This is a genomic window from Aliivibrio sp. S10_S31 (assembly GCF_014694495.1).
Taxonomy (GTDB): Bacteria; Pseudomonadota; Gammaproteobacteria; order Enterobacterales; family Vibrionaceae; genus Aliivibrio; species Aliivibrio fischeri.
This window is the reverse complement of sequence record NZ_JAAUWR010000002.1, coordinates 228,260-252,663: the sequence shown is the minus strand read 5'-3', so window position 1 is coordinate 252,663 and position 24,404 is coordinate 228,260. Positions and strand designations below refer to the sequence as shown.

At 37.4% G+C, this 24,404-nt stretch carries 22 protein-coding genes; 15 read left to right on the top strand and 7 right to left on the bottom strand.

Annotation, left to right across the window (positions count from 1 at the left end; all coding sequences use genetic code 11):
• The first annotated feature begins 38 nt into the window (after positions 1-38).
• Positions 39-368, top strand: a complete 330-nt coding sequence (locus HC728_RS02685) for an MliC family protein (protein WP_012532970.1) — start codon at positions 39-41, stop codon at positions 366-368.
• A gap of 93 nt (positions 369-461) precedes the next feature.
• Here the strand turns inward: HC728_RS02685 and HC728_RS02680 are convergent, their stop codons facing one another.
• A complete protein-coding gene (locus HC728_RS02680) occupies positions 462-1,070 on the bottom strand; it encodes a YitT family protein (RefSeq protein ID WP_011261421.1) in 609 nt (202 codons plus the stop codon).
• A 399-nt stretch (positions 1,071-1,469) separates the two neighbouring features.
• On the opposite strand from HC728_RS02680, the gene glyA reads away from it, so the two are divergent.
• Both glyA and HC728_RS02670 read left to right on the top strand, forming a co-directional pair.
• Positions 1,470-2,720: a serine hydroxymethyltransferase gene (glyA, locus tag HC728_RS02675; RefSeq protein WP_005418084.1), complete on the top strand. Its 1,251-nt coding sequence runs from the start codon at positions 1,470-1,472 to the stop codon at positions 2,718-2,720.
• A gap of 302 nt (positions 2,721-3,022) precedes the next feature.
• A complete protein-coding gene (locus tag HC728_RS02670) occupies positions 3,023-7,474 on the top strand; it encodes an SslE/AcfD family lipoprotein zinc metalloprotease (RefSeq protein ID WP_190395100.1) in 4,452 nt (1,483 codons plus the stop codon).
• A 95-nt stretch (positions 7,475-7,569) separates the two neighbouring features.
• Here HC728_RS02670 and HC728_RS02665 read toward each other — a convergent pair whose 3' ends face one another.
• Positions 7,570-7,896: a lipoprotein gene (locus HC728_RS02665; RefSeq protein WP_011261423.1), complete on the bottom strand. Its 327-nt coding sequence runs from the start codon at positions 7,894-7,896 to the stop codon at positions 7,570-7,572.
• An 84-nt stretch (positions 7,897-7,980) separates the two neighbouring features.
• On the bottom strand, positions 7,981-9,969 hold the full coding sequence (locus HC728_RS02660; protein ID WP_017018600.1) for a methyl-accepting chemotaxis protein: 1,989 nt from the start codon (positions 9,967-9,969) through the stop codon (positions 7,981-7,983).
• Between the two features lie 169 nt (positions 9,970-10,138).
• On the opposite strand from HC728_RS02660, the gene nrdR reads away from it, so the two are divergent.
• The 10 genes from nrdR (at position 10,139) to HC728_RS02610 (ending at position 19,547) form a co-directional block, all read left to right on the top strand.
• On the top strand, positions 10,139-10,588 hold the full coding sequence (nrdR, locus tag HC728_RS02655) for a transcriptional regulator NrdR (protein WP_005418088.1): 450 nt from the start codon (positions 10,139-10,141) through the stop codon (positions 10,586-10,588).
• A gap of 1 nt (position 10,589) precedes the next feature.
• Positions 10,590-11,708 (top strand): bifunctional diaminohydroxyphosphoribosylaminopyrimidine deaminase/5-amino-6-(5-phosphoribosylamino)uracil reductase RibD, encoded by a 1,119-nt coding sequence (ribD, locus tag HC728_RS02650; protein ID WP_017018599.1) that lies wholly within the window; start codon positions 10,590-10,592, stop codon positions 11,706-11,708.
• Positions 11,709-11,711: 3 nt separating this feature from the next.
• Positions 11,712-12,368 (top strand): riboflavin synthase, encoded by a 657-nt coding sequence (locus tag HC728_RS02645; protein WP_017018598.1) that lies wholly within the window; start codon positions 11,712-11,714, stop codon positions 12,366-12,368.
• A 40-nt stretch (positions 12,369-12,408) separates the two neighbouring features.
• Complete coding sequence (gene ribBA / locus HC728_RS02640) at positions 12,409-13,518, top strand: bifunctional 3,4-dihydroxy-2-butanone-4-phosphate synthase/GTP cyclohydrolase II (protein WP_017018597.1); 1,110 nt, start codon at positions 12,409-12,411, stop codon at positions 13,516-13,518.
• A gap of 153 nt (positions 13,519-13,671) precedes the next feature.
• Positions 13,672-14,142, top strand: coding sequence for a 6,7-dimethyl-8-ribityllumazine synthase (gene ribE, locus HC728_RS02635; RefSeq protein ID WP_005418092.1), 471 nt, complete (start codon positions 13,672-13,674; stop codon positions 14,140-14,142).
• Positions 14,142-14,609, top strand: a complete 468-nt coding sequence (gene nusB / locus HC728_RS02630) for a transcription antitermination factor NusB (RefSeq protein WP_005418093.1) — start codon at positions 14,142-14,144, stop codon at positions 14,607-14,609. Before ribE ends, nusB begins: the two co-directional genes overlap by 1 nt.
• 84 nt (positions 14,610-14,693) lie before the next feature.
• Positions 14,694-15,692 carry a thiamine-phosphate kinase gene (gene thiL / locus HC728_RS02625; protein ID WP_017018596.1) on the top strand — a complete coding sequence of 333 codons (999 nt, stop codon included), beginning with the start codon at positions 14,694-14,696 and terminating at the stop codon, positions 15,690-15,692.
• On the top strand, positions 15,689-16,192 hold the full coding sequence (gene pgpA, locus HC728_RS02620) for a phosphatidylglycerophosphatase A (protein ID WP_017018595.1): 504 nt from the start codon (positions 15,689-15,691) through the stop codon (positions 16,190-16,192). Before thiL ends, pgpA begins: the two co-directional genes overlap by 4 nt.
• Positions 16,192-17,310 (top strand): substrate-binding domain-containing protein, encoded by a 1,119-nt coding sequence (locus HC728_RS02615; RefSeq protein ID WP_012532964.1) that lies wholly within the window; start codon positions 16,192-16,194, stop codon positions 17,308-17,310. The genes pgpA and HC728_RS02615 overlap by 1 nt, the downstream gene beginning before the upstream one ends.
• Positions 17,311-17,312: 2 nt before the next feature.
• A complete protein-coding gene (locus tag HC728_RS02610; RefSeq protein WP_012534091.1) occupies positions 17,313-19,547 on the top strand; it encodes a LuxQ periplasmic sensor domain-containing protein in 2,235 nt (744 codons plus the stop codon).
• Here HC728_RS02610 and HC728_RS02605 read toward each other — a convergent pair whose 3' ends face one another.
• Positions 19,548-19,826 carry a hypothetical protein gene (locus HC728_RS02605; RefSeq protein WP_017018593.1) on the bottom strand — a complete coding sequence of 93 codons (279 nt, stop codon included), beginning with the start codon at positions 19,824-19,826 and terminating at the stop codon, positions 19,548-19,550.
• Positions 19,827-19,898: 72 nt separating this feature from the next.
• Here HC728_RS02605 and HC728_RS02600 point away from each other — a divergent pair, with 72 nt between their 5' ends.
• The gene (locus HC728_RS02600) at positions 19,899-20,249 is read left to right on the top strand and encodes a putative quinol monooxygenase (RefSeq protein WP_012533834.1); all 351 of its coding nucleotides are present in this window, start codon (positions 19,899-19,901) and stop codon (positions 20,247-20,249) included.
• 62 nt (positions 20,250-20,311) lie between these two features.
• Here the strand turns inward: HC728_RS02600 and dxs are convergent, their stop codons facing one another.
• Genes dxs through xseB form a run of 3 tightly spaced genes read right to left on the bottom strand, consistent with a single transcriptional unit; the run spans position 20,312 to position 23,348 of the window.
• On the bottom strand, positions 20,312-22,195 hold the full coding sequence (gene dxs / locus HC728_RS02595; protein ID WP_065622221.1) for a 1-deoxy-D-xylulose-5-phosphate synthase: 1,884 nt from the start codon (positions 22,193-22,195) through the stop codon (positions 20,312-20,314).
• Positions 22,196-22,216: 21 nt separating this feature from the next.
• A complete protein-coding gene (gene ispA, locus HC728_RS02590) occupies positions 22,217-23,113 on the bottom strand; it encodes a (2E,6E)-farnesyl diphosphate synthase (protein ID WP_012533019.1) in 897 nt (298 codons plus the stop codon).
• Complete coding sequence (gene xseB / locus HC728_RS02585) at positions 23,106-23,348, bottom strand: exodeoxyribonuclease VII small subunit (RefSeq protein WP_005418105.1); 243 nt, start codon at positions 23,346-23,348, stop codon at positions 23,106-23,108. Before xseB ends, ispA begins: the two co-directional genes overlap by 8 nt.
• Positions 23,349-23,626: 278 nt before the next feature.
• Between xseB and pomA the strand changes: the two genes are divergently transcribed.
• Positions 23,627-24,391, top strand: a complete 765-nt coding sequence (pomA, locus tag HC728_RS02580) for a flagellar motor protein PomA (protein WP_005418107.1) — start codon at positions 23,627-23,629, stop codon at positions 24,389-24,391.
• Positions 24,392-24,404: the final 13 nt, after the last annotated feature.

The window sequence follows — 24,404 nt, the reverse complement described above, 5'->3', positions numbered from 1 at the left end:
TATAGTTACAAGGTTAGAATTAACATAGGTTTAAAAGAATGAAGAGATTATTGGTGTTGGCTATTTTTGGTGTGCTTGGTGGTTGTTCTTCAGTGACGGTTCCAGATATGGGGTCAGCGAAACCTGTGCATTATGAGTGTGAAGCAGGAAGAAATTTTGATATTACGTTCAATAATGATGATGCGTTGTTAAAGCTACCGAAAGAGGAATACGTATTAAAACGTGCGGTATCGGCATCAGGAATGAAGTATGTATTAAATGATGATATGCCCGATGTTAGCTCTGCAATTGTATTTCATGGAAAAGGCGATGAAGCCATTTTAGAGCTTGGTCGAGTCGTATTGAGAAACTGTACCGTTTCAAAATAATACTAATTTAAGTAAATAATCAGATATTTTGTAGAAAATAGATGAGATAAAAATGCCCATACATTCATTTGTATGGGCATTATTGTATTTAGCTTAAGAACCGTAGGTAACAATATAACGAGTTGGCTTGTGGTTCATTGCCAATACAATATTGAGAACAACGGCACCTAATACTGAAACGAGGAGTAACCATGGAGTGATAAAGAAAAACGAAGCCGTTAAAATACAGCAATCAATGGCCATTTGAACTTTACCTACAGAGATCCCGAATTTCTCTTGAATAAACAGACATAGCACATTGAAACCACCTAGACTTGAGCGGTGTCTAAATAGAATCAACATACCTAAACCCATCAATAACCCACCAGCAACGGCACAGTAAATATCATTGATATGATCCACTGAAATCATCATATTCAAATGATCAGTCATGATAGAAACAAGCGCCCCAGAAATTAAACTGGTTAATGCGAAACGTTTCCCAAAGCGTTGCCAAGCCAGAGCATAAAAAGGTAGGTTACATAGAAAATAAAGAATACCAAAGCTGATGCCACTCATTTGGCTAATTAATAAAGCTAATCCTGTTGTTCCGCCAGTCAGTAAATGTGCGGCTTGTAAAAAGAAAATCCCTTGTGATACTAAAAAAGTGCCTGTCAAAATAGCGATCACATCTTCTTTATGTGAATGTTTTATTTTTTCCACAGTGTGCAATACCTTGCGACGAACATAATAATGGTCGCTAGGATAGAGTGAATCGGAATTTATGCAATTAGCTAGGTGTAAATAAATAGAGGATTTGTAGTAAAGCCTTTACAGAGTGTAAAGCAGAAAAATTGACATATATAACAATATTAAAATGTCATATCTCTGTTTTCGTTCATGCAATTATTTGAATAACTAGTTATTTATATTGATGATTATGAATATATTTCATGTTGATAATGAGTAATCCGCAACAAAAATAACAAATTAATATGCAATTTAGGGTATCTGATCCAGATCAAATTATGTAGAATACATTGCAGTTGAGACTGGTGACGTAAACGTTTGCGTCATTGGGCTATTTTTGGGTTTTATATTTATCTGAGTCAGGAGATACAGATGCTTAAGCGTGATATGAACATTGCCGATTACGATGCGGACTTATTTGCAGCAATCCAGGAAGAAACAGTACGTCAAGAAGAGCATATCGAGCTGATTGCTTCTGAAAACTACACTAGCCCACGAGTAATGGAAGCTCAAGGTTCACAATTAACGAACAAATATGCTGAAGGTTACCCTGGCAAACGTTACTACGGTGGTTGTGAGTACGTAGATAAAGTTGAAACACTTGCTATTGAACGTGCATGTGAGTTGTTTGGTGCTGAGTACGCAAACGTACAGCCTCACTCTGGTTCACAAGCGAATAACGCAGTTTACATGGCACTGCTAAATGCTGGTGATACTGTATTAGGTATGAGCCTTGCTCACGGTGGTCACTTAACTCACGGTTCTCCAGTAAACTTCTCTGGTAAACTTTACAACATCATTCCTTACGGTATTGATGAAAATGGTCAAATTGACTATGAAGAAATGGAAGCATTAGCAGTAGAACATAAACCTAAGATGATCATCGGCGGTTTCTCTGCTTACTCTCAAGTATGTGATTGGGCACGTATGCGTGAAATCGCAGACAAAGTTGGCGCTTACTTCTTTGTAGATATGGCTCACGTAGCAGGTCTTATTGCTGCAGGTGTTTACCCTAACCCTGTGCCTCATGCTCACGTTGTAACAACAACGACACACAAAACACTGGCAGGTCCTCGTGGTGGTCTTATCCTTTCTAATGAAGGTGAAGATCTTTACAAGAAGTTAAACTCAGCAGTATTCCCTGGTGGTCAAGGTGGTCCTTTAATGCACGTTATCGCTGGTAAAGCCGTTGCATTTAAAGAAGCGCTTGAGCCTGAGTTCAAAGAATATCAAGCTCGTGTTGTTGCTAATGCAAAAGCAATGGTTGCTGAATTCTTAGCTCGTGGTTACAACATCGTTTCAGGTTCAACTGAGAACCACCTGTTCCTAGTTGATTTAATTGATAAAGATATTACGGGTAAAGAAGCGGATGCTGCACTAGGTTCTGCTAACATTACTGTAAATAAGAACTCAGTACCGAATGATCCTCGTAGCCCATTTGTTACTTCTGGTATTCGTATTGGTTCGCCTTCAATTACGCGTCGCGGTTTTACTGAAGAAGATGCGAAAAACCTTGCGGGCTGGATGTGTGACATTCTAGATAACATGGGTGATGAGTCTGTAATTGAAGCGACAAAAGCAAAAGTATTAGAAATCTGTAAGCGTCTACCAGTTTACGCTTAATTTTTTACTTTATTAAAATGTTAAAGGCTAGCCTGTAATGGGCTAGCCTTTTTTATTGATAGTTTTAACTATTTCTTTTCTATACGATTATTTTGTATTTAATCAGTTATTGGTATGGTTTTTTACGTTAACAAGTGTGAAATAAAGTACAGATAAATAATGATAAATATGCAAAGTAATTTCTGTTTCATGATTTTAATTCTATTTCTGTATTATTTTTGAGAATAACTAAAAATAGTTGTGGTATGTTTCGATCTTAGTGAACTGAACGTTTAGTTTCAGCACTTCTAAAAGGTTGAATCATGAATAAAAAACTATTATTAGCGTCATTGATACCAATGTTGCTAGCTGGCTGTAATCAAGAAGAAATAAATATAGGAAGTGGACCTGATAGTGGGGCTACAACGCCTCCTACTCCCCCAGTGATTCCTATTACTTATATCAGTACATTAATGGCCTCAGGAAAAACCATTACCGGTGATGTCTATTGTAATGGAAAGCCTTTAAATACAGACTCTGGAACTTTTACAGTAAAAGAAGGTTCGGTATTTGATTGTTCTTTGGGTGGGCTGACTCTAGGTGAATTTAAAGCGCCAACTCCAGAAGCTAAGATTTCTGGTGTAACAAATACTACATCAGAAGCCTCTTTTGACCTTCAAGAAGTAAAAGGGGCAAATGCAACGAGAGTTCTTCAGTCTATTTCTACATGTACCCAAGAAGATAGTATTTGTTTGGATGACTTTGATTCTATTGATATTCAAGATATTTATTCAGATTTAGATAATAACGAATCTGTTAATGCATTTTTGAAGTCAAAAGAAGAAGAAGCGACTGATGAAGTTGGTAAAGCACCGAGTTCACACGTTGATACTGAAATTGTTCCTGAAGTAACACCTGGTACAAGTAATGATTTAAATAGTGGTTTTGTTTCTGCTAGTGCAGAAGATAGCTATGCCTATAAACCGAGTGCTGAGGCGAAAGTATTAACTAAGAGCCAGTTAACGGATAGTACAGGTACACCATTAGCTGGAGTTAATTTCTTTTCTGCTAATGCAGTAGGTATTACGGGCGAAAATGGTGAATTCGAATACTTGTGGGGCGACAAGCTTACCTTTGGTATCGATACCTTTGAATTTGGTAGTGTTGCTGGTAACCAAGTTAGTTATAAGATTACAGACGTTAGTGATAATGCAGTTGTTAAAGCGAATATCCAATCGTTAATTACACGCTATGCAGAGAATAATCATAATGGGTTACTTATCTCTGAAAAAGTTCAAGATACATTTTCTCTTTATCCAAATGTAATTAACGAACTGATTAATTTGAGTTTACCTAATGGTGGACAAATTGAAGGGACGAATTTTTCATTACCTGATGAATTTGATGCACAGTTCCAAAATGGGCTAACTGCTGCTATCGATGCTGAGTTACAACAGCAACGAGCATCGTTTTATTTTTCAGATTTCCCGCATGTATTTTCATTGGATAATGGCACTTATGTGACCGATTCTTTGACGAAAATATTCAATGGAGTAACGAGCTTCCATGTCTTCAATGACAACGGCAGTTTTTATGGTGCTACAGGGTATACTCGAGGAATGCGAGCCTTAAATCTATCTAACCGAGCATTTCCTATAATGATGCCTCGCGCGGATATCAATAAGGATATTCCCTTTGGTGAGCAGCAAGCATGGACTCGTGAAGGCCGTCCTTATATTGCCGTTCATCCAACTATTGAGATGCCACCGATCCCTCTAGTTTCAAAAGATAACGCTACTTTTGGTTTTCCTTTTGTTACCGCTGGCGAAATTGGTTCTGGTAAAGTGGTATTTATGGGTAATAGCATGTACCCAAGCATTATTTCATGTCCAGATAACTATTGGGCTAATGATGCACTAAGAATAGACTCTGCATTACAATCATGTACATCATCGTTTGATTTAGCTAACGATCCTCGCAATGATAATGGCAGTATGAAGACTTTCTTTAATAACTTATTTACGTGGTTAAATAACGATAAGTCAATTAAAGGTATTAACGTTGCAACAAATATCAACGTTGCTACAGCCTTACGTTCAGGTACTTCTCACGGCAACGCATATGACTTCTTTGTAAACCCATCTTTTGGTTTTTCATCTGTTGAAAAATTAACTAAGGATGGTTTTTCTGGACGTCTATCAGCAAGTGAAACGCCGTTATTAATTCTTCAGGCTTATCCTCCTAAGCCTCAAGGTGACGGCATGAGCCATCGCTTTATCGCTGATTTAGACAACCCAAATCTAAGCCAAGATGATATTACTGCTTTAATTACTTATATTAATGAAGGTGGTAGTGTTTTATTTATGGATGCGATTGATAAGGTGACTAACCCTGAACCAATTGGACGTTTAGCTGATTCAGCTGGTGTTTCATTGGGCGGAAGTAACGTTACCCCAACATCACAAGCATTTTGTGGTTCGTCATATTACTGTCAAGCGCCATCTCCAAACCTTCATGTGAAGAGCCAATATGAGATGGTGGTTCTTGAGCGTTTCCAAGATGTGGATGGACAGCAACCTTATACCGTGAATCAAGATGGTTCGGTAGAATGGACTAAAGATGAAACTAAGATCAAGTTTGAAATTCCAACGTATGAAATTATCAAACGTGATGATAAAGGTGATCCTTTACTAGATAAAGATGGCAATCCTGTAATGGAGACTAAGTTTGCTCGTATTTTCGTTAAGAATGGTGAAGAGAGAGCGACTGCTATATCTGAATTACAAGAAGCATTTGAAGGAACGCCTTTATGTACTCATTCTTATGAGTATGAGTTTAACTGTATAGAAACTCGTCAGGGTGATGGTATACAAGTTCGTGGCGCATATTGGCGTGCGGATTTCGATCGTTATCAAATGAACCAAGATGTTGTAGAAAGTATGGTTAAAGCTGCAAACCTTGGTGATAATTTTAATGCTCTAATGGAGCATGAAATGTATTACCGCACTAAAGGTAAGCAAGGTACACGTTTATCTACTGTTGAGCTAAATCAAACGTACGATAATCTTTCAATTTGGATGTGGAACGATAACCCATACGCTTATGATCCTAATGTTCAAGATGAGTTAGGGTTTAAAACTGCGGTTAACTTCTTAAATTGTTATACAGATAATCAACATCAGACTGATGTTCCAGAAGCTGCATGTCCAGTTGATCTAAAAGCGACATTAATTGCAAATGGTATGATTCATGGTGAAGGTGAATTAGCGGGACAAATGAATCCTAGCTATCCGCTAAACTACATGGAGAAACCGTTAACTCGCATTATGCTAGGTCGATCTTTCTGGGACCATGAAATAACGGTTGATACCACTAAGTACCCAGGCCGAACTGTTGGCGCTACAACATCTGAAGTCGTTAATATCGAAACAGCAGGTAAGGCGGTAAGTTATTCTGCAGGAAATAACCAATCAACGGGCTTATGGGCTCCTCAATTAAGTGAGGTAACGGTTAGTGGTGATGTGACTGCAATGATTACCGTTATGATGGCGGATGATTTAACTGGTAAGCCACAACATGAGACAAGTTTAAATCGTCCTCCTAGAATGCAGATGAGCTTTGCTCATGATGGTCGTTCAACAACATTTAAAGTTCCTTATGGTGGTTTAATTTATATTAAACCTACAGAAACATTAAGTGGTGCTTCAACCGTCGCTGAATTTAGTTTGGATGGTGTTGAAAAAGCGGCATGGTGGAAGAAAGATCCAGCTAATAACCTTGGTGAGTGGGTAAATACACCTGATTCTTCAACTGCGCCAATCGCAGAAATTGATACAGGTTCATTTATTTACACCACAGCTCTAAATAACGTTAAGACCGCTGATCTAAATGAATTCAGCAAAAATATGAACCGCTTTGCTGATGCTGCAAGTGATTTTTACGGTCGTGATGAAGAGAGTGCTGATGGTAAACATCGTCGCTTTACTTACCCAGAGCTAAAAGAGTTCCGTCATCGTTTCGTGAATGATGTGCAGATTTCGATTGGTGCGGCGCATTCAGGTTACCCTGTGATGAGTAGCTCATTTAATGCTAGCTCAAATAAAATACCAACAAATGCAATTGATGATTGGTTGGTATGGCACGAAGTTGGTCATAACCTTGCTTCAGCACCATTCTCGGCACCGGGCAGTACTGAAGTGACAAACAATCTTCTAGCGCTATATATGCAAGAATTGGAAGGCCGTAATGCTAATCCAGAAATGGATCGTATTAGAACGAGCATTCAAAAAGCGCCAGCTTGGTTAAGCTCAAATGATGGCCATGCATGGAGTCATGGTGATGCAGGTCTTCGTCTAGTTATGTTTGGTCAATTGAAGATTTGGGCTGAAAATCATTTCGAAATTGATCGTTGGTATGTTGATGGTGAAACTAAACCTGCTATCTACAATCAAGACCAAGGTTGGAATATGATTAAGCTGATGCACCGTAAGGCTCGTGGTGATCAACAAGGTGATGCGGGTATCAATTACTGTAGTTCTGGTGACACAGGCTTAAGCGCTGGTGATCTAATGATGGTGTGTAGTTCTTACGTATCAGGTTATGATTTGGGTGAGTTCTTCCAAGCATGGAATGTAGGTGAAACTTCAGTGACCAATGCTGATGGTACTAAAGTGTACTTTGGTGGTATTAGCTCTGCTGGTTTAAGTAAGCTTGCTGAGTTGAAGTTAAATAAGCCGAAAAAAGATCCACTAACTATCAATGCACTGCCTAATTAATAGGAAGTCATAATAAAAAAGCCCCCGAACCATCACGGTTCGGGGGCTTTTTATTGTCAGCTATTTAATTAAATAGAAACTGATTAAATTGGGTATTACTTGTTAATATTAATTAACGCGCCAGATTTACATTGGAAAGTGTAGTAGCGGCTAGTTTCGTTAAATTTACCTAGGCCTTCACCAGTACAGTAATCAACATTAATATCACGCATGATATCCAGTGTTTTTTCATTATTCAGTTGGAATTTTGAACCATCACTACATACGATACGAACACGGCCATCATCACTTACAGAGTAAACTTTTACTTCTGTATTACACAGTTCAAAAGAGGCGTCTTGATAGTTATCTTGTTGTTTTGGTGCACTGCTACAACCGGCTAAAACAAGCGTAAATAGGCACGCTAAACTGATTTTTTTCATTGTGATAATTCCTTTAAACTAGACTATCTATTAAATATATCGTTTATATGCAATGAAAGCGAATTTCTGCTTAACAAATATTCATTAAACTCGAATTGTATTAATTTGAATACTTAACTCAGACATAGTTTGTTCAATATTGTGCATTTCATTCTCAAGATGCTGAATTAATTCATTTGTTCCATTAGCCAGCGAGGCAAGTTCATCAATATCAGCGTTAACAGAATTTGCTGTTTCAGACTGCTCTAAGGTTGCCGCAGAGATACTGGTATTAAAACTGTCTATTTCTGTTACTGCAGAGTGTAGAGAATCAATATAACTAGAAGAGTTAATCACACTGTCTTGAGTCTTACTACTTAGTGTTTTACTTTCTTCCATTAAAATAAAAGATTGTTTTGCACTGTTTCCAATAGCATCAAGTAACTGGCGAATATCATTAGTCGCTTCTTGGCTGCGTTGAGCTAATTTTCTCACTTCATCTGCGACAACGGCAAAACCTCGTCCTTGATCGCCTGCTCGAGCGGCTTCGATTGCTGCATTTAATGCAAGTAAGTTGGTTTGTTCAGAGACTGCCGTTATCGTGTCTAAAATATCAGAAACATTGAGCGTTTCTTTTTCCAAATTTTGAACGTGCTCATGTGTGTTAATAATACTGTGATGTAAATCGTTTACAACGCGAGTCGTGATTTGAGTATGTTCTTTACAGTTAGTAGCGTTGGTTGTGGCTTGAGTCGTTGTTTCGTGAGCATTATTAGTTACTCCTGCAATTTCAGAACTGGTTTGAGCCATTTCAGTCATAGCAGTTGCAATACTATCGCAGTGACTTAACGTTGTTTGGCTTGATTGAGTCGCTCGCTTTAAATGATGGCTTAATTCATTCAATTCATCTTGTGTTTTGGATGCCACACTATGAGCTGCTCTTAGTGGTAAGGAAATACTTTCAATTAAAGAGTTAATGTCTTTTGCTATGTGATCAAATTCATTTTCATTATTGTCTTCAAGAGTCAGCGTGAGATCCTTTGTCGCAGACATTTCATTAATACGCTGACTAAATGATGTCATACGATTACTGATAGAGCGTGTTGTTAATAAACTAACTGCAGCAATGGGAAGTATCAAACATACAGCAATAGCAATGTAAATATTGCGAGTTAGTTTAGCGGCGTCCATATTATGTTTTGCAGCATCATTTAACTCTGTTGAGATGTTATCGGTTATTGCTTTTATTAAACCAATACGCTGAGTTGCTAGAGAGAACCATTCGCTAGCATTGGGCCCACTAAGATCATTTAAGTTATCTTTTTGGGATAAATATGATGATTGAATATCGGAGACTTGCTTCCATGTTTTTGATTCAATTGTGGTGTTTAATGTTTTTGTAAAGCGGTTAGATAACACGGATTGAGCTTGTCGAATTGATAGGGATTCTGTTGAAATATAGCTATTTATATCTGCAAATTTATCTAAGCTTGACCTTTTTCCTGCAAATGCCCCATTAAGCGCACCTCGAACTTTCCCTGCCTCCTCTTTTACCTGTAACAGTGAAGAGAGACCAAGCATTTCATTACGAATAAATTGATCATCAATATTACCAATGATGATTGAGATTGAATCAAGAGAAAGTTGATTGAGTGTTGAATAATAGATAAACGGGGAGTCTTGGATAGAGAGATTATCAACTTGCGAGCGGATAGTTGATTTATGATTGAGTTGCTGGATGATATCTGAAAGAAGAGCGTTGATTAACTGTTTGTCTAGGTAGAGAGGAGTAAAGCTTCGTAGGATTTGTTCTGCTTGGTCTGATTTCTGTCGTTGCGAGAGCAGCTTATCTTTTCCTGAACGCCCTTTCGAGGCGATAAAACCAGCTGTTAATCCGCGCTCAACTGCAAAGTTATGTGCCACATTATCTAAGGCATTAAAAAGGGTCACGGCTTCTAAAGAGTAATTGGCATCATAAACATTTTCATTTTCTTGCAGTAACAATTGAAATAAGAATGTTGAGATAATCAATGTCGGTAGAAGTGATATGATTAATAATCGATATTTTATACTTTTAAAGACAGACAAAATCATAGTTAACCTTTTAATTAATGTGGGTATATACATTTATCGGTTGCATTAATTGATACTTTAATAATTAAAACTGGGTTTTTCTTTTGGTTTAAACAGGAACTTAATGAAGGGACATAGGCAGGCATCTGCTTTTCTTGTACACTAATTGAAAAAAATTAGGAGGCAAGTAATGCATTGTCCATTTTGTAGCGCAACAGATACTAAGGTTATTGACTCACGACTCGTGTCTGATGGACATCAGGTTCGTCGTCGTCGTCAGTGTTTGGCGTGCAGTGAGCGATTTACTACATTTGAATCAGCTGAATTAGTGATGCCAAAAGTGATTAAATCAAATGGTAACCGTGAACCTTTTGATGAAGATAAATTATCCGGTGGTCTATATCGTTCATTGGAAAAAAGACCAGTTAGCGCTGACTTAGTTGAACTCGCATTAAATACGATAAAATCACAGCTTCGAGCTACTGGTGAACGTGAAGTTCCATCAGATATGATTGGTAACCTTGTTATGGACCAATTAAAAGAACTCGATAAAGTGGCTTATATTCGTTTTGCCTCTGTTTACCGAAGCTTTGAGGATATTAAAGAGTTCGGTGAAGAAATTGCAAAATTAGAGAAATAACATGACATTTACTACCCAAGATCATCTGATGATGCAAAAAGCTATTTTATTAGCTAAGCAAGGCATTTATACCACAGCACCCAACCCTAATGTGGGATGTGTATTGGTTAAAGATGGGAAGATTGTTGGGGAAGGGGCGCACTTAAAAGCGGGTGAGCCTCATGCTGAAGTTCATGCATTAAGACAAGCAGGAAAAGAAGCGCAAGGGGCAACGGCTTATGTTACGCTTGAACCTTGCTCTCATTATGGACGCACACCTCCTTGTGCTGAAGGACTTATAAAAGCGGGCGTAAAAAAAGTAATTTGTGCCATGGTTGATCCAAATCCTCAAGTTGCTGGTCGTGGTCTTGCTATGTTAAACGAAGCTGGAATTGAAACTGCATCAGGTCTGCTTGAAGCCGATGCTAGAGCCTTAAACCCTCATTTTTTAACTCGGATGGAAACTGGAAAACCATTTGTACAGTTAAAAATGGCAGCGAGTCTTGATGGGAAAACCGCATTAAAAAATGGAGTGAGTCAATGGATCACTTCAAAAGAAGCAAGACAAGATGTTCAACGCTTTCGTGCACAATCTGGTGCAATACTCTCAACAGCGAAAACGGTGATTGACGATAACGCCTCATTAAATGTGCGTTGGAGCGATCTTCCTCCTTCAATTCAAGAAAGCTACCAACAAGCGACTATTCGACAGCCAATGCGTTTTATTTTAGATCGTCAGCATGCATTAACATCCGATTTAAAATTGTTTCAAGCCTCTGGTGAAGTGGCTACGATCTCATCTCAAAACACACATCCAATCGTGACTTCTGAAAATCATATACAATGTTGTGTTGATGATCATCAATTGAACCTTAAAGAAGTCGTAAATAAAATTTCTCGTGATTTTAATGTAAATCATATTTGGGTTGAGGCTGGTGCTACATTAGCAGCAAGTATGATTAAAGAAAATTTAGTTGATGAATTGATTATTTATCTCGCTCCTAAATTGATGGGAGCGGATGGGCGTAGCATCATTAATTTAATTGGATTAGAAACGATGTCTGAGACAATTGACTTGGATATAAAAGACATACGTATGGTCGGTAAAGATATTCGAATTACCGCAACAATAGCAAGGTAAGCCATGTTTACAGGAATTATTGAGTCAGTAGGTACACTGCAAGCGATTACACCAAAAGGTGAAGATATTAGCGTAACGGTTAATGTTGGACAGCTAGACATGAGTGATGTAAAGCTTGGAGATAGTATCGCTACTAATGGTGTTTGCTTAACGGTTATTGCGATGACAGAGCAAACTTACACTGCGGATTTATCGTTAGAGACCTTAAAGCGTACCGGTTTTGTTAATTATAAAGCTGGCGATAAGGTAAATCTTGAAAAAGCGATGTTGCCAACAACCCGATTTGGTGGGCACATTGTTTCTGGTCACGTCGATGCTGTCGGTGAAATAATTGAACGTCACCAAACCGGCCGTGCCATTGAGTTTTGGATACAATTGCCTCAAACATTAGCAAAATACGTTGTAGAGAAAGGCTCTATTACTGTGGATGGCATTAGCTTAACGGTTAATGATATTCGAAAAAATGCATTTAAATTGACCATTGTTCCGCACACGGCTGCAGAGACTACGATGGATAACTTTTCTGTGGGTCAGAAAGTTAACTTAGAAGTTGATGTGATCGCTCGATATTTAGAAAGACTTGTGATCGGACAGAAAGAAGAGCAACCAGAGTCTTCTGTTACGATGGATCTTTTGGCAAAATCAGGCTTCTTAAATTAAGCCTCACCACTTAACCTAATTAATATAAAAGGTATTTCACATGGCAATTAGCTCAGCAAAAGACATTATTGAAGATATTCGTTTAGGTAAGATGGTAATTCTTATGGATGACGAAGATCGTGAGAATGAAGGTGATTTAATTATTGCCGCTGAGAAAATCACTCCTGAAGCTATTAACTTTATGGCAACTCATGGACGTGGTTTAATCTGTTTAACCATGACAAAAGATCGTTGTGAAAAACTAGGTCTGCCTCCTATGGTGCAAGACAATAATGCACAATTTACAACGAACTTTACGGTATCAATTGAAGCGGCAGAAGGCGTAACAACTGGTATTTCAGCAGCAGACCGTTCACGTACAGTCGAAGCGGCAGTAGCTAAAAATGCCGTTGCTGCAGATTTAGTTCAACCGGGTCATATATTCCCACTTGCAGCGCAAGAAGGTGGCGTATTAACTCGTGCTGGTCATACAGAGGCGGGTTGTGATCTAGCTCGTTTAGCTGGTTATGAGCCTGCGGGTGTGATTGTTGAAATCTTAAATGATGACGGAACAATGGCGCGTCGCCCGGATTTGGAAATTTTTGCTGAAAAACATGGCATTAAATTAGGTACGATTGCTGATTTAATTGAATACCGAAATAACAATGAAACCACAATTGAACGTGTAGCTGAGTGTAAATTACCTACCGAATTTGGTGAGTTTGATTTAGTTACGTACCGCGATACGATTGATAATCAGCTTCACTATGCATTGAAGAAAGAAAATACATTAAGTGAAGCACCGTTAGTACGTGTTCATTTACAAGATACGTTCACTGATATTTTGCATTCAGATCGTTGTGCAGAACGCAGCTGGACACTGCCAACGGCAATGCAGCGTATTGCCAATGAAGGTGGCGTATTAGTGATTCTTGGCAATGAAGAATCAACAGACAGTATCGTACATAAAGTGAAAGTTCTTGAGCGTCAAGACAGTGGTGAAGCACCAACCATGGCGAAGAAACAAGGTACTTCTCGCCGTGTGGGTGTTGGCTCTCAAATTTTGGCTGATATTGGTATTTCTGACATGCGTTTACTTTCATCAACGTCAAAGCGTTACCATGCCTTATCTGGCTTTGGTTTGAACGTTGTTGAATACGTAACGAAATAAAAGCATAAATATATGGCCCTATTCGATGAGTAGGGCCTAAATAATTAGATATTTGTCACAAAGCTGTGATAGAATCCGGCGATTCTCACTATGAATGCGTAGTTGATAAATAGAAACCAGTTTAATTGGAATAAAACAGATACAGGAAGGCTCATGAACGTAATCGAAGGCGGCGTTGCTGCTCCTAATGCGAAAATTGCAATTGTTATTTCTCGCTTTAATAGCTTTATTAATGAAAGTCTACTTTCAGGTGCTATCGACACTCTAAAGCGTTTTGGTCAAGTATCTGAAGAAAACATCACCGTTGTTCGCTGCCCAGGTGCCGTAGAATTACCGTTAGTTGCTCAACGAGTAGCTAAAACAGCAAAGTATGATGCTATCGTTTCATTGGGTTCTGTTATTCGTGGTGGCACACCACATTTTGACTATGTATGTAGTGAATGTAATAAAGGTCTAGCACAAGTATCTCTGGAATATAGCATTCCAGTAGCATTTGGTGTTTTGACTGTTGATACTATCGATCAAGCAATCGAGCGCGCCGGTACCAAGGCTGGTAATAAAGGGGCAGAGGCTGCACTAAGCGCACTCGAAATGATTAATGTTCTGTCTCAAATCGAATCCTAATGGGGGTTAGTGTGAAACCAGCCGCACGTCGTAATGCACGTCAATTTGCTCTTCAAGCAATCTATTCATGGCAACTAAGCAAAGAAAATGTTGCAGATATCGAAGAGCAGTTTTTAACTGCTGAAAAATATGATGAAGAAGAGCATCATGCAAATGAGCCTAAGCTACAAACTCCAGAGACAGATGTAGCGTATTTCCGCGATCTTTTCTCAGGCGTAGCTCTAAATCATATGAAATTAGATGGGAAAATGCGCCCATACTTATCTCGTCCGCTTCAAGATCTTGACCAAATGGAACTTGCGTTACTACGTATGTCTATTTACGAGATGATGAATCGTGATGATGTACCATACAAAGTTGTTATCAATGAAGCGATTGAACTTGCAAAAGTATTCGCAGCAGAAGATAGCCACAAGTTTGTAAACGGTGTATTAGATAAAGCGGCTCCAACTTTACGTAAAAAATAAGTTGGTCATAGCATACTAATTAAATCGTAAAGGTCAGCCTCGTTGCTGGCCTTTTTTATAACTAAAAAACAGTATTAATCGAATATGTGTAGTGAATTTAATTTAATCGATAGATTTTTTGTTCAAGAAAATGTTTCGCGTGATGATGTTGATTTAGGTATTGGGGATGATTGCGCATTAGTAACTGTGCCTGAGGGCTATCAAGTAGCAATAACCACAGATACTTTAGCCGCTGGAACGCACTTTTTAGCTGATGCAGATCCTATTAGCGTCGGGCATAAAGCACTTGCGTCTAACTTAAGTGATTTAGCGGCCATGGGAGCAAAACCAACGTGGGTGTCTTTAGCATTAACCTTACCTCAATCTGATGAAAAGTGGCTAGAAGGATTTTGTAAAGGATTCTTTGATTTAGCTAAACAATATCAAGTTGAGCTCATTGGTGGAGATACAACAAAAGGGCCTTTAAGCATTACTATTACGGTACAAGGAATTATACCTAAAGGAACTGCATTAACTCGAAGTGCTGCACAAATAGGTGATGATATTTATGTTACAGGTAATTTAGGTGATAGTGCCGCAGGCCTTGAAGTGATTTTAAATTCACAAAAAAATGTGAAGGGAGAGTTAGAAAAGGAGTTAGAAAAACGTCATTATTACTCAACACCACAAGTTGAGCTTGCGCAAGATATTCGTCATTTATGTCACGCAGCATTAGATATTTCTGATGGTGTAATTTCGGATCTAGGTCATATATTAAAGCAATCAAATGTGAGTGCCGTTATTAATGTTAATAATTTACCTATTTCAAGTGAACTTGTTACGTATTATCGTCAAGATAAAGAAAAATGTCAGAAACTTGCATTAACTAGTGGTGAAGAATATGAACTTTGCTTCACTGCACCTAAAAAAAATAGTAAAGCAATCAAACAAATAGCTACTATTTTAAATAAAAAAATTAGTATAATTGGTGAGATAATTGATAAACCATTTAATGGTTTACCAGATAGTGTACAATTGTTTGATAATAATAAACTATTAGATTGGCAATTATTAGGTTACGACCACTTTAGGAGAGAACAATGACAAACCCTCTAGCCTTAATTAGTCTCAAAAACCCGTGGCATTTATTAGCTACTGGATTTGGGAGTGGCCTCTCTCCAATAATACCTGGAACCATGGGTACACTGGCTGCGATTCCTTTGTATTTATTACTTGCTCAGTTACCGTTTACTTTGTTTGTCATAGTGGTTATCGCCTCTGCTCTTATTGGTATTAAGATTTGCGACATTACTTCAGCTGACATGAAGGTTCATGATCATGGATCAATTGTTTGGGATGAGTTTGTTGGCTTATGGATCACCATGAGTATTGTTCCATATTTAAATTTAGAAGTAACTGATTGGAAATGGTTACTAACTGGTTTTATTTTGTTTCGATTTTTCGACATGGTAAAACCTTGGCCAATTGGATGGTTAGATAATAAAGTTCATGGCGGCTTTGGCATCATGCTTGATGATATTGTTGCTGGATTTATGGCTCTAATTAGCCTTTGGTTAGTTGGAAAGTATTCTGGTTGGTTGTAATGCGCAACAGTAGATTATTATTAAGCTCCTTATTTATATCGCTTATTTCATTTTTTTGTACCTCTAAACTGGCTTTAGCTGATCCGGTTTTAGTTGGGTATTGGGGCTATAATGAATATCTTGATCTATATCCTGAAGAAAAAGCACTAACTAATACGTTAAAAGAAGCGGTTAGAGGGGAGCCAGTCCCTCTAGCTATCAAACAAACAAAACCAATTAAAATATCTTTTGTTTATCCTGGTGAGCAATCATCTGATTATTGGCAACGAAATATTGTTGCTCTTGAATCACGTCTGAAAGCGTTAAATATCCAATATGAACTAACGCCAGTCTCAACACGTCTAAATGTTGATTTTAAAGAACAAAGTCGTTCTCTGCATAAAGCGATAGAGCAAAAATCAGATTATTTAATTTTTACTCTTAACACGACTCGTCATCGTAAATTTATTGAACATGTATTGCAGAATCCAGAAACCAAGATTATTTTGCAAAACATCACGACTCCAGTAAAAGCATGGCATGGTAGCCAACCATTACTTTATGTGGGATTTGACCATGTTATTGGTACTAAATTATTAGCAAACTATTTTCAGCACCGTTTTCCTGAACATGCTAATTATGGAATGTTATATTATTCATATGGCTATCTGAGTACCGCAAGAGGTGATGTTTTTGTTCAATCTATGGATAGTGATAAATACACACTGACTTCTTCTTTTTATACCGAAGCGACTGAAGAAAGCGCTTATGCTGCAACACAAGATATATTAAAAGATAACCCTGATATTGATTTTATCTATTCTTCATCTACAGATATCGCTTTAGGTGCTATTGATGCGATTAATGAAAATAAGAACACTAAGACTGTCATTAATGGTTGGGGCGGTGGTTCATTAGAGTTAAAAGCCATAGAAAATGGGGAGCTCGATGTTACTGTTATGCGTATGACTGATGACACTGGTATAGCAATGGCAGAAGCTATCAAACTAGATTTAGAGAATAAACCAGTACCTACTGTTTATTCTGGTGAGTTTGAACTTGTTACATCTGATACGAGTGAAGAAACGCTTAATATGTTGAAACAGCGTGCATTTCGTTATTCTGGTGTAGAACACTAATAATGAATAAAGGTAAAGCCTCGTTAGCGGATCTTATTTTCCGATCAATTTTTATTATATTTTCTATTCTAACAGTAGGTATAACCATACATACCTATCAATTAAGTGTGAATACGATTAATGAAGAAGTTAAACGAAACTTACAACAAACCTCAGGCATAATTAATAACTTCTTTGAACATAGATTATCCATTCTTCAAATTCGACAAGATACGGATGCAGAAAGTCTTGCTATCTATGATCAATATGTAGAAAGTGATTATAAAAATAAATTAAATACGTATTTTTCTAATATTGAAGCTAAATCCCCTTATAATTCACCAGACTTTAGGTTTATAGAAGTAAATAACAAACTGTACTGGGATGATGGAAATAGTTCATTTTTAAGCCTAAATGAAAAGTGTTTGAAAATAATCATTAAAAAAAATCTTAATATTAACACTTGGTATTATATTAAGATGGAAGATCCTTTATCAGACGCTGATTTTTTAATTAGAAAAACCCCTATAGTTAATAATGATTCAGGTAGAATTGTTGCATTTATATATAATGCAGTAATGTTGAATAATAACATCTCATTTTTGAATAAACTTAAAAAACTAACGAATAGTCAAGATGTATTTATTATTAATGATAATAAGATATTAGCATCAAGTGTAAGTTCCAATACAGAAATATATCAAGAAGTCACCTCTATTTTAAACGGCACAAGAAAAAGAATACCGAGTAAAATATTAAACTTTACACCTATTAATATTAAATCAATGTCGGGTGAAATATCAATATTATCATTAAAGAATAAGGATAATATTGAATTGTTAGAGCAACGATTTATTTATAGTGTTGTTCTCTCATTTTTTGTACTTATTGCTATCGCTGTATTAATTCGAGGGTTATTTGAGCATAAAATACTCTTGTCATTAAATTCGTTATTAAAATACACAAATACAGTATCAAAAAATGAAACACGAAGTGAGTATCAAGGTTGTGGTATTTTAGAGTTTGATCAAATTGGGGAAAAATTAGAGCAGACATTTTCTGAACTAATTGAAGCTAAAGAAGACAGTTATAAAGCTCAAAGAGCGGCAGAGAAATTAGCTCAAGTTAAATCTGACTTTTTAGCAAGAATGAGTCATGAAATAAGAACACCTTTAAATGGTATTTTAGGCATATCTAGTCTATTAAAAAGTAGTAACTTAAATAGAGAGCAACAAAAACAAGTGAATATTCTCCATCAAGGAGGAGAGCATTTACTTGCTGTATTAAATGACATTTTAGATTTTTCACAGATAGAACAAGAGAAATTAAAAATAAATAGCGCTCCTTTTAAACTGAGTGATGTATTAGAAAATATTAATGCAATTTATTTTCCTATTTGTAAAAATAAAAACGTATTCTTTTCAATTGAAAACCATGTTAATCCAGACGTATTCATTAATTCTGATCAGGTAAGATTAACGCAGATCCTTTTTAATCTATTAAGTAACGCCGTTAAATTTACAGAGAAAGGTAAAGTAAAGTTAACCTTATCTCTTAATAAGCATAATTCTGATTATTACTTACAGTTTTCGGTTGATGATACAGGGGTCGGGATCTGTGCTGAAGAGCAAGCAAGAATGTTTGAGCCATTTGAGCAGTCAGGCTTTTCTGAATCGAGAAAATTTGGTGGAAGTGGATTAGGACTGGCTATTGTTAAGCAATTACTTGATTTACTTAAAGGTAAAATAACTATAAATAGTACGATAGGTGTAGGCTCTACATTTAGCGTTCTTATTCCTGTCTTGATATGTGAAGATAAAGCCAATATTTCAGATGCTAAAGCAGAAAATGAGATAACGTCATTACCAACGGGGTTAAAGATTTTATTAATTGAGGATAATAAATCGAATGCTTACATTGCTAAAGCTTATTGCCAAAAGTATGGGTTAAACGTTACGTGGCGAAATGATGCTGCTCAAGGTATTGCTGAGCTTTCTAAATCTGAATTTGATTTGATCTTAATGGATAACCAAATGCCGGGAATGAGCGGTATTAAAGCAACCAAATATATTCGTAATCATTTGAAAATAATGACGCCTATTTATGCGTATACTGCTGATGCGTTAGAGGAATCCAATCAAGAATTTTTCTCGGCAGGGGCAAATTATATTATTACTAAACCAATAAAAGAAAAGTCGATATTGGATGCATTGGCTTTTTATAAATCGGAGAACGGTTTGCCACCTTTTGACTCGTAATTAGCTTCGCTTAATTCGAACGACTCTCATTACTTCAATGTCAAAGCCTGCAATTTTTTCATTACTAGGGTAATAGGTTAGATTAACCTTTGCTCCTTTGAGAGATTGGTAGGCTTTTGTTCTATTAAATTTAAATGGAACATTACAACCTTCAATCATAATAGTATGCTGTATCCAATCACCGATATCTCTTTGAGTATGAGAAGTGACTTTGACATCAACACTATGGGTTAGCTGTTGATGTTTATTTAGCATTTTATCTACGTCTGATTTCATCATTAGGCTCGTTAGTTAAATACATCTAATGATGAGATATATCCTCATTTCAGTCAATATAACAAGGAAAGCTGTATGTCTAAAAAAGTGTATTGTGTTGCTCAGTTTTTACCAAAAGAAGGTAAATTAAATGAATTATTTAAGGTATTACAAAGCTTAGAACCAAACACAATAAGAGAGGATGGATGTATTCAATATATTGTTACTCGTCATATTCAAACCCCATTTGCTGAAGGTGATAGCTATCCAATTGCCTTTAATGAAATTTGGGCAGATAACGAAGCATTTGAAGCGCATTGTCAACGTGATGAAATTAAACAATTTTTTGAGCAGCAATGTATCGCAGATGATGGATTAGTTGCTAAATGGAATGTGTGTATTTATACGGATGAGCCAGTTGATTTTGATGCTCCTAAGCTTTCATAAAATATAAATAAAAATGCCACCAAACGGTGGCATTGTTTTAGGAAACTAAGATGGGCATGAAATTAGAGATCAAGGTAATCTCTAATTTGTTGCTCAATGCCATTTGCATCAAGTTTTAATTCCGTATGCATTTCTTCTTGCGTACCTTGAGCTATGAATTCATCTGGTAAACCTAGTTGAAGAACTGGTTTAACAAGACGGTTTTTCATTAAAAATTCAATGACACCTGAACCTGCACCACCGGAAATCGCATTTTCTTCAATAGTCACTAAAACGTCGTGATTGGTTACTAACTCACAGATAAGTGCTTCATCAAGAGGTTTAGCAAAACGCATATCTGCAACGGTAGCATCTAACTTTTCTGCTGCTTCTAAGCTATTTGCTAAGAAGGTACCAAAGTTTAAGATAGCAACTCGCTCTCCCTTTTCTGTCACTTTAGTTTCACGGAGTAAACGACCCTTACCAATTTCAAGTGCTTGCATTTCATTATTTACTTGGGTACCTGTTGCACTTCCGCGTGGGTAACGAACAGCGCTAGGGCCAGTGTGTTTATGGCCTGTGTAAAGCATTTGGCGGCATTCGTTTTCATCACTTGGTGTCATGATAACCATATTTGGAATACAGCGCATAAAGCTGATATCAAAGGCGCCTTGGTGTGTTTGTCCATCTGCACCGACTAAACCAGCACGGTCAATAGCAAACATCACGGGTAAATCCATAATAGCAACATCATGAATTAATTGATCGTAACCACGTTGTAAAAACGTTGAATAGATAGCAACGATTGGGTTGTAGCCGGCAATTGCCATCCCACTCGCTAAAGTAACTGCGTGTTGTTCTGCAATGGCAGCATCAAAATACTGGTTAGGGTATTCTTTAGAGAAACGAACCATACCTGAGCCTTCTCGCATTGCTGGCGTAATGGCCATAAGCTTACTGTCTTCCTTCGCCATATCGCAAAGGAAGTCGCCAAAAACAGCAGAGAAGGTTGGTTTACCACCAGACGATTTTGGTAACGAGGTGTTACTTGGATCAAACTTAGGTACACCATGGTAGCTGATAGGATCTTTCTCAGCAGGCTCATAGCCTTTACCTTTTTTCGTCATAATATGTAAAAATTGCGGTCCTTTTAGGTTGCGCATATTTTTAAGTGTTCTAACTAGTTCATTAACATCATGGCCATCTACCGGACCAATGTAATTAAAGCCTAATTCTTCAAACATGGTGCCCGGTACAACCATGCCTTTTAAATGTTCTTCTGTGCGTTTTAGTAGTTCTTTAATCGTAGGCGTACCAGAAAGCACTTTTTTACCGCCTTCACGAATAGAGGTGTATAAGCTACCAGATAATACGCGCGCTAGTTGATTGTTTAATGCTCCAACGTTTTCAGAAATTGACATTTCATTATCATTTAGAACAACAAGCATATCAGGGTGAATATCACCAGCGTGGTTTAAGGCTTCAAATGCCATACCGGCTGTAATGGCACCATCACCAATAACACTGACTATTTTGCGATTCTCTTGCTCTTTTTCAGCACAGATAGCCAGGCCTAAAGCGGCACTAATAGATGTTGATGAGTGACCAACAGAAAGAACATCATATTCACTTTCACCACGCCACGGGAATGGGTGTAACCCGTCTTTTTGTCGGATGGTTGAAAGTTGCTCTCGGCGTCCTGTTAGTATCTTATGAGGATAAGCTTGATGGCCAACATCCCAGATAAGCTGATCAAATGGGGTGTTATAAACGTAATGCAAAGCGACGGTTAACTCTACGACACCAAGACCAGATGCTAAGTGACCACTTGTTTTACTTACCGAGTTTAAAAGGTAAGTACGTAGCTCATCGCATAACGCTGGTAAGCTCTCTTTTGGTAAAGAACGTAATTCATCTGGTGTATTTGCCAAAGCCAGAATTGGGTATTTTGAAATATCTAATGACATAGTAGTTAGCGCTTATCTGTTTTAGTTTTTACGCTCAATAACGTATTGAGCGAACGCTTGCATTGCATCCGTGTTATAAGGGATGTCGTTTAATGCTTCAATTGCTGTTTGATACAGTTGTTCTGCTTTATGTTTAGCACCTTCAAGGCCAAGTAAAGCAGGGTAGGTACTTTTATCTAATTCTAGATCAGAACCTTGTGGTTTTCCGAGAGTTTCAGTATCACTAATGATATCTAAGATATCATCTTGTACTTGAAAGGCGAGACCAATGGCATCAGCATAAACTTCTAACTGTGGAAGTATGGCTTTGCCTTTATCTCCAGCGCAAAGAGCACCGAGTTGAACCGCACACTTAATAAGCGCTCCGGTTTTATTCGCATGAATGCGCTCAAGAGAGGTAAGGTCAACTTTTTTGCCTTCAGCTTGCAAATCTAACGACTGTCCCATGCACATACCTGAGGCACCAGATGCTTTTGATAATACGCGGATCATATCGATGCGTGATGTTTCTGCATCGTCACTTAATTGACCATTCGCTAATATTTCAAAAGCAAGTGTTTGAAGTGCATCACCAGCAAGAATCGCTGTTGCTTCATCATATTTTATATGGCAAGTCGCATGACCGCGGCGAAGGTCATCATTATCCATTGCTGGTAAATCATCATGGATCAATGAGTAAGAGTGGACACATTCAATCGCTGCGGCTGCACTATCGGCAAATTCAGCTTTAATGCCAAGCATTTGTGCTGTGATATAAACTAAATATGGTCGAGCGCGTTTACCACCTAACAGCAATGAATATTTCATTGCTTCAGTTAGTGGTTGTTGTTGAATTTCGATTTTTTCAAGCCACTGATTTAATTGTTCAATGTTTCTATTTTGAAAAAATGTAAGTTGTTGTTTTAGTGAATCAGTCATCTTGTCCATCAAAAGGTGTTAGTTCTGCGTTATCGTCAGCTTGAAGAAGAATTTCTACTCGTTGTTCCGCTTGAGTCAGTTTTTCTTGTCCAGCTCGTGCTAAAGAAATGCCACGTTCAAACTTCTTCAATGCATCTTCAAGAGGCAAATCGCCACTTTCTAATTGATTGACGACAGAATCCAGTTCTTCTATTGCCGCTTCAAACGATAAATTTTCAGGTTTTTTTACAGCCATAATGATTCACTCTTAAAATGATCCAAGAAAGGTAACTCAGAGAGAGGTGAGGGTCAATTGAACAGGTGAGAAAGTCACGTATAAAAGTAAAATTTAGTGATTAAGGGCTACTTTTCAATCGATATCTTAATAGGACGAATCTTTTTGTACAAAAAAATTAAACCATCCAACGCTTTGGTCGATAAGAAATAAGCGGCAAAAAAGCGATACAATTTTATGGCTTAAATTTTGCTTAGCACTATGTAAGTAAACACAAGCAGCATATAGGGGAGCGCTCTGTGGATTTAGCAACGTTAATAGGCTTAGTTGGTAGTTTTGCATTTATTATTATGGCAATGGTACTGGCTGGTGGTTTAGCCATTTTTATGGACACAACATCGGTTTTAATCGTAGTTGGTGGTTCAATTTTTGTTGTTTTAATGAAATTTACCGTAGGCCAATTTTTTGGCGCTGGTAAAATTGCAGGTAAAGCATTTATTTTTAAAACAGATGAACCTGTTGATCTTATTGTAACTATTGTTGAAATGGCTGATGCAGCTCGTAAAGGCGGTTTCTTAGCATTAGAAGAAAAAGAAATCAGTAACTCTTTTATGCAAAAAGGTATTGATTTATTGGTTGATGGTCATGATGCTGAAGTTGTGAAAGCAACATTACAAAAAGACATCGCATTAACGAATGAACGTCATGAACGTGGTGTTGGTGTATTTACTGCTTTTGGTGATGTAGCTCCTGCTATGGGTATGATTGGTACCTTAGTTGGTCTAGTAGGCATGTTATCAAACATGGATGATCCTAAATCTATCGGTCCTGCAATGGCGGTTGCGCTATTAACAACACTATATGGTTCGGTAATTTCAAACATGGTTGCATTCCCTATTGCTCATAAACTTGAATTACGTAAAGAACAAGAAAAATTGAATCGCCGTTTAATTCTTGATGGCATTTTAGCGATTCAAGATGGTCAAAACCCTCGTGTTATTGATAGCTACTTACGTAACTATTTAAATGAGAAAAAACGTGTTGTTGACACTGGCGAAGAATAAGACTGGGAGTCAC